The organism is Arthrobacter sp. (assembly GCF_031179385.1).
GTDB lineage: Bacteria > Actinomycetota > Actinomycetes > Actinomycetales > Micrococcaceae > Arthrobacter_D.
Genome location: NZ_JAPSHV010000163.1, coordinates 1 through 4,549 on the forward strand (window position 1 = coordinate 1; position 4,549 = coordinate 4,549).

A 4,549-nucleotide genomic window follows, 5' to 3' on the forward strand; every position below is an offset into this window, starting at 1 on the left:
CCCGTTGGTCCCCACAATGCCCGGGTTGAACACGTCAGCAGCAACGGTCGACTCAAGCGCAACCCAACTTGTGGAGCGGTTCGGATGACGGAAACCGGAGCAGACAACCCACGTTCGCGCGTCATGAGCAACGACGTCATGAACAACGACGTCATGAGCAACGACGACGGCCAGATCACCGTGCTGATCATCGGCTACATGCTGCTCTCACTGCTCGTCGTCGCCGTCGTCACCGCTGCGTCCGCCGTATATATCGAGCACAAGAAGCTGCTCTCCGTTGCAGATGGAGCGGCGCTCAGTGCAGCCGATACTTTCTCGGTGGCCTCCATCAACTCCGGCGGCGGCGAACCGACTCCCGCGCTCGATTCGACGTCGGTGTCCCAGGCCGCCGCCGCGTACCTTGAGCGCTCCGGCTCAGTAGCGCGCTTCAACGACCTCGCCATAGATCCCGCAACTGGAGCGCCAGACGAGCGCACGGCCAGGGTGGTTCTGACCGCCGTCGTCCACCCGCCGATCGTCAACTTCCTCGTTCCTGCAGGCATACCCATCGCGGCGACCGCGGATGCACGCGCCGACCTTACACGTTGACCAAGCGAACAGGACCATGACGTAGTCTTGAAACACCATGGCAGATATTGATTTTTCCGCGGAAATCCGCGCGCTCCGAGCAAAATACGACTCCATTGAGGCAGTAACGGACGTAGAAGCGATCCGCGCAGAAATAGCCGAACTCAGCGAGCAGGCGGGTGAACCCAACCTCTGGGATGATCCCTCAGCAGCGCAACAAATCACGTCGAGGCTGTCCCACAAGCAAGCCGAGATCGACCGGTTGCAAAAACTGACGGCACGCATCGATGACCTCGAGGTCCTCGTCGAACTCGCGCAGGATGAGGACGACGAAGACTCCCGCACTGAGTCCGTCAAGGAACTGACCTCCCTGAGCAAGGCCCTGGACGAACTCGAAGTCGTCACCCTGCTGGCAGGGGAATGGGACGAGCGCGAGGCGGTTGTCACCATCCGCTCGGGGGCCGGGGGAGTGGACGCCGCAGATTTCGCCGAGATGCTGCTGCGCATGTATCTGCGCTGGGCGGAACGCCGCGGTTACCCCACCCAGGTGCTGGATACGTCTTACGCGGAAGAAGCCGGACTCAAATCGGCAACGTTCGAGGTCAAGGCCCCGTACGCGTTCGGTACGCTGTCCGTTGAAGCCGGCACGCACCGCCTGGTCCGGATCAGCCCGTTCGACAACCAGGGCAGGCGCCAGACATCCTTCGCCGCCGTCGAGGTCATCCCGCTCATCGAACAGACGGACTCCATCGAGATCCCCGACAATGAGATCCGCGTCGACGTCTTCCGCTCGTCGGGTCCTGGCGGCCAGTCGGTCAACACGACGGACTCGGCTGTCCGTCTGACCCACATCCCCACCGGCATCGTTGTCTCGATGCAGAACGAGAAATCCCAGATCCAGAACAGGGCAGCAGCGCTCAGGGTTCTCCAGTCCCGGTTACTGCTGCTGAAGAAGGAGCAGGAGGACGCCGAGAAGAAGGCGCTCGCCGGCGACGTGAAGGCTTCGTGGGGGGACCAGATGCGCTCCTATGTTCTTAATCCGTACCAGATGGTGAAGGACCTTCGCACGGAGCATGAGGTGGGAAACCCCTCTGCCGTCTTCGATGGCGAGATTGACGACTTCATCGACGCAGGCATTCGTTGGCGGGCCAACAACCGCAACAGCGAGGCCTGATCCGCACAGCCCTGCACGTTTCGAATCGACGACACACCGCGAAGCTGTCCGGGTCCGCGGGGACCGGCTGCCTATAGTCGAGGAGGCCGGTCTCTCCTTCCCCCACCCATGCCCGTGTACCGGCAGCATTTTGTGGGCGCAGAGTAGTCATGATCAGATTCGAGCAAGTCACAAAGGTCTACGACCAGAAGTCGAAGCCCGCCCTGGACAGCGTTAGCCTGGACGTCGACCGGGGCGAGTTTGTCTTCCTGGTGGGTGCTTCCGGTTCCGGTAAGTCGACGTTCATCCGTCTTGTGCTCAAGGAGGACCGGGCAACACGCGGAGGGGTGTACGTGGCAGGCCAGAACGTCGCCAACATCCCCAGCTGGCGAGTGCCCAAACTCCGGCGGGGGATCGGCGTCGTCTTCCAGGACTTCCGCCTTCTGCCCAACAAGTCGGTGTTCGCCAACGTGGCCTTCGCCATGCAGGTCATTGGGAAGAGCCGCGCGGTCATCAGGGAAACGATTCCGGAGGTTCTGAAAACAGTCGGCCTTGAAGGCAAGAACAACCGCATGCCCCATGAACTGTCGGGCGGCGAGCAGCAGCGCGTAGCCATTGCACGCGCAATCGTGAACAAACCCGGAATCCTGCTCGCTGATGAGCCCACCGGAAACCTCGACCCCACAACCTCCATGGGAATCATGAAGGTGCTCGACAAGATCAATCAGAACGGCACGACAGTAGTAATGGCAACGCACGACGACGACATCGTGAACACCATGCGCAAACGCGTGGTCGAGCTCCGGGATGGCTCCGTGGTCCGCGATGACGCGCAGGGCATCTACATCGGAGAACCAACGACGACGACGGCGGCCGCCGGATGAGGTTCGCATTCGTTCTGGGCGAGATCGCTTCCGGCATGCGACGGAACCTGGTCATGGTGGTTTCGGTCGTTCTTGTCACCTTCATCTCGCTCACCTTCGTCGGCGCTGCAGGTCTTCTACAGTTACAGATCAACCAGATGAAGGGGTACTGGTACGACCGCGTCCAGGTCGCAGTATTCCTGTGCGTCGAAAACTCGACCTCGGAGAGCTGCGCATCCGGACCTGTCACGGACGAACAGCGCGCAGCGATCGAGGCGAAGCTAAAGTCGCCCGAACTCAGCGCGTACGTCGACACGGTCGAGTACGAATCGCAGGACCAGGCACTGGTTCACTTCCGTGACCAGCTTGCCAACTCGCCCATCGTGGAGGCGGTGACTGCCGAGCAGCTTCCCGAGTCGTTCCGGGTGGGACTTGTCGATCCCGAGAAGTACGAGGTCATCAGTGAGGCCTTCTCCTCGGAACCGGGAGTGGATATCGTCAGCGATCAGCGTGAATACCTGGAAGAGATCTTCGGGTACATCAATATCGCCTCCCTCGTCGCCCTCGGAATCGCCGTCGTCATGAGTGTGGGGGCAATCCTGCTGGTTGCCACCACCATCAGACTGTCCGCCTTCAGCCGTCGGCGGGAAACGGGCATCATGCGGCTGGTCGGCGCGAGCAAAGCGATTATTCAGTTACCTTTCGTCCTGGAGGGCGTCATTGCGGCCATCCTGGGAGCGGCAATCGCCTCGGGGACGCTGTGGGCGGTGCTGCGATATGGCGGCGAGTGGCTCTCGAGGGAGTACCCGCAGATGGGGTTCATCTCGACGCAGGAACTCCTCCTGGTGGTTCCGGCCCTGTTCCTCCTCGGAGCGTTACTGGCCGGTGCGTCGTCCCTCCTAACCCTCAGACGCTACTTGAAGGTTTAGGATTGTTGATTGTGAGAAACGAGACCGTATGCCCCGCGTGATCCCCTGCAAGCCCGGCCTGACTGCCCGGCCCGCGGCTGGAAAAAGCCTGATCGCCCTGTCATTGGCTGCCGTAACGGCCCTGACGCTGACGCTGAGTGGGCCGGTCCACGCCGATGAGTTGGAGGATCGCAAGTCGGCGTTAGAGCAGCAGATCGAGGAAGTTCAGCAATCGATCGAGTACCTCGACGCCGACATCTCCGAGACGATTGCACAGCTGAAGGTTTACCAGGGCCAACTGCCGGGAGCGCAGCAAGCACTCGCGGATGCGCAGGGTCGGGTGGAAGCCGCTACGGCCGAGGTCAACGCTCTCGCTCAGCGCGTGCAGCTGGCCCAGGAGACGAAGAACAAGATCACCGAGCAGTTGAAGCAGGATGAGGCCGAGATGGCTGAGACCCGGACGGTGATCGGCCAGATTGCCACCCAGGCCTACAAGAGCGGGGGTGTGCCCACCGGCCTCTCACTGATGCTTGGGAGCAAGGGCTCCGATGGATTCGCATCCATGGAGCTGGTTGAGCAGGCACTGCGCAACCAGAATTCCGCACTGGAGCGTCTGGCGCAGCAGAACGCGACAAATGTGAACTCGCAGGCCCGTCTCGTCGCCGTCGAGGAGGAGATAGCTGACCTGAAAACGAAGGCTGATGCAGCCCTTGTCGCTGAACAGGTTGCCAGGGATGAGGCCGCTGCCGAAAAGGCGAAGGTCGACACCCTCATCTCCGATACGTCCAAGCTCTCAGAAAAACTGCAGAAGCAGAAGCCAGTCATTGAGGCAAAGCTTGCGCAGGTGGAAGAAGCACACCAGCAAGTCGTTGTCGATATTGCGGAACGCCAGCGCAAGCTGATCGAAGAGGCGCGCAAGCGTGAAGAGGCAAGGCTGAAGGCCGAGGCTGAGGAACGGGCGCGGATCGAGAACGAACGGCGCGCAGCCGCAGCGGCGGAGGCCAACCGTCGTGCAGCAGCAGAAGCGGCAGAGGCGAACCGGCGTGCTGCCGAAGCAG

5 protein-coding genes are annotated in these 4,549 nt (G+C 61.5%); all 5 read left to right on the top strand.

Going from position 1 to position 4,549, the window contains the following annotated elements:
• Positions 1-84: 84 nt before the first annotated feature.
• Positions 85-588: a pilus assembly protein TadG-related protein gene (locus RIF85_RS14625; RefSeq protein WP_309072631.1), complete on the top strand. Its 504-nt coding sequence runs from the start codon at positions 85-87 to the stop codon at positions 586-588.
• A gap of 37 nt (positions 589-625) precedes the next feature.
• Complete coding sequence (prfB, locus tag RIF85_RS14630) at positions 626-1,741, top strand: peptide chain release factor 2 (protein ID WP_309072632.1); 1,116 nt, start codon at positions 626-628, stop codon at positions 1,739-1,741.
• Positions 1,742-1,890: 149 nt separating this feature from the next.
• The gene (ftsE, locus tag RIF85_RS14635) at positions 1,891-2,604 is read left to right on the top strand and encodes a cell division ATP-binding protein FtsE (RefSeq protein ID WP_309072633.1); all 714 of its coding nucleotides are present in this window, start codon (positions 1,891-1,893) and stop codon (positions 2,602-2,604) included.
• The gene (ftsX, locus tag RIF85_RS14640) at positions 2,601-3,512 is read left to right on the top strand and encodes a permease-like cell division protein FtsX (RefSeq protein ID WP_309072634.1); all 912 of its coding nucleotides are present in this window, start codon (positions 2,601-2,603) and stop codon (positions 3,510-3,512) included. Before ftsE ends, ftsX begins: the two co-directional genes overlap by 4 nt.
• Positions 3,513-3,540: 28 nt before the next feature.
• On the top strand, positions 3,541-4,549 hold a 1,009-nt coding region (locus RIF85_RS14645), incomplete at its 3' end, for a peptidase M23 (RefSeq protein ID WP_309072635.1).